Origin of the sequence: Rhodococcus sp. (in: high G+C Gram-positive bacteria), from assembly GCF_049299235.1 — a bacterium.
Lineage (GTDB): Bacteria > Actinomycetota > Actinomycetes > Mycobacteriales > Mycobacteriaceae > Rhodococcus.
Window position 1 is genome coordinate 1 of record NZ_JBAQXC010000344.1, and the last position, 1,882, is coordinate 1,882.

At 63.3% G+C, this 1,882-nt stretch carries 3 protein-coding genes; 2 read left to right on the forward strand and 1 reads right to left on the reverse strand.

What is annotated here, in order from left to right; genetic code table 11:
- Together WAX14_RS21385 and WAX14_RS21390 are read left to right on the forward strand one after the other, a co-directional pair.
- The coding region (locus tag WAX14_RS21385; RefSeq protein WP_422630050.1) for a hypothetical protein at positions 1-461 on the forward strand (461 nt) is incomplete at its 5' end.
- 140 nt (positions 462-601) lie between these two features.
- Positions 602-778 (forward strand): hypothetical protein, encoded by a 177-nt coding sequence (locus tag WAX14_RS21390; RefSeq protein WP_422630051.1) that lies wholly within the window; start codon positions 602-604, stop codon positions 776-778.
- Between the two features lie 91 nt (positions 779-869).
- Here WAX14_RS21390 and WAX14_RS21395 read toward each other — a convergent pair whose 3' ends face one another.
- Positions 870-1,667, reverse strand: a complete 798-nt coding sequence (locus WAX14_RS21395; RefSeq protein WP_422630052.1) for a type II toxin-antitoxin system HipA family toxin — start codon at positions 1,665-1,667, stop codon at positions 870-872.
- Between the last annotated feature and the right edge of the window lie 215 nt (positions 1,668-1,882).

Here is a 1,882-nt window from a genome sequence, read left to right on the forward strand (position 1 = left end):
AAGCGCACCGGTTTCCCGCGTTCACCGCCGGCGCCGTCGACGCCGTCACGACCCCCGGGGTGGACGAAGCGCGCGCGAGCGAGAACGTCACCCTCACGGTCACGATCACTGCCTCTCGGTTCGAGGACGGGCCGGGGCGGTGGGATCCGGCCGCCGCCGGGACTGTCGTGACGGTGACCGTCGTAAGCTGTGACACCGCCTCCGGTGCTCGCCGGCATGTGGATCTGGCGGAGCCGGAGGCGTGGGTGCGGGCGGTGTTCGCGGAGTTCGACGACGACGACCAGCGGATCTATCTGCTCGGCAGCATCGATCCGGACACCGAGCGCTCGGAGCGCGGCCTGTTCGCCTACCGCGCCTACTTCGACGAGGATGCGACGCCGATCGGTGTGCCCGCGCAACTGGTCGGCACGCCCCACTACTGGATCGGAACGCCCCACTACTGGATCGGAACGCTGCACTGAGCCGGATTCGCACAGCACCGCGGTGAGTCTTTCCAAGCAGGCAGGGACGTGTCATCACTGCATGTCACAACCGTTTTCGGTGGCGGTCGCAGTCGTCGGTGCGACGCGACCAACTGCGTTGACTCCTGGTCGATGCGCTCATGCACAACCCGATCGCGCAGACCCGAGGGAACCAGGGACCCGCCCAGCGCGTCCAACCAGATATGGACACCGAGGACCAAGCAGCGTGGGAGGCCGCCGGCCATGACCCCGACGACCCGGACATCATCGAGCGATGGCATCGGATCAGGTGGCAACTCCAGATGCTCCGCGACTGAGCACCCACCCAGCGCGCGGCAATCGCAGTGCGAAGTCCTGTGTCGCGGCGAAGCGGCCGGCACCCGAGCTCGACGAATCCCGGCCGGTAACTCATGGTGTAAGTCGTTCAAGTGCTCCAGGTAGGTGAGCGTCGAGCCAGTCGATAATGAAGGGCGGATAGGTTTCGCGACCGCCGTCTTTCCACGCGGTGACGAAGCGCTCCACGGTGTCATCGACGATGTCGAGTACATCCGCTTGGCCGACGCCCAGTTTTCTCTGTAATCGGTCGAAAGCACTGCGCTTGATCCGTCCTGGGGACTTCTCGCCAGCGAGGCGAAGCGCGAAGGCGTCGGTGCCATGTTCGTCGGCGTACGGCCCTGTGGATACCAGATCATAAGCGGGGCTGAGTGTTGCGATGCGTCCGTCACGGTAGATCAGTGACCAGTTCTTCAGGTGTGCGTCGCCGTTGCAGACAAGGAGATTGAAGGTCAGACGCCGCACGAATTCGCGTAGTGCCGGAAGGTCATGCTGGCGGTAGACGTGGGCAGCTAGGGTCTCGAATTTGCCGTCGTACTTTTGGTCGTCGTAGAAGCCGCGTACCTGGGCGAAGTCCTCGATGTGGATTCGCTGTCCTCCAGGTCCCCGATCGAAACGTGCGATGGCGAAGGCATACGTTTCTCCGTTCGCCCAGACAGAGTCCCGTAAGGGGGGGAGTTCGTCGCGGTGAACGAGCGAAAGCTCTGGGACCTCGATCCCTACGCGACGCGCAAGTTCCATCGTCGCGAACTCGTTGGCCGAAAGCTGGGGGTAGCTGGGATCCGGGAACTTGACGATCCAGTCTCCGTCGGTGTTTCTCCCGGGAATGGTAAGGCGGTCATTCTGCTTGCGCAGGGACATTTTGAGACCCACGCCTGCCAGTTGAGGTTCCCCCCGAACGGTGGACAAGGGGGTTACATCCTTCAGGCGGCTTCCACCCGAAGTGAACGCTCGTAGCTGTCTGAGGTTCCCCCCGAACGGTGGACAAGGGGGTTACATCCTTCAGGCGGCTTCCACCCGAAGTGAACGCTCGTAGCTGTCGGGACTGAGCATCCCGACCGCAGAGTTCCGTCGAACAGTGTTATAGA

Excerpts from the sequence above, each read along its gene's own strand:
- WAX14_RS21390 (WP_422630051.1), top strand. The coding sequence starts at position 602 with ATGCACAACCCGATCGCGCAGACCCGAGGGAACCAGGGACCCGCCCAG.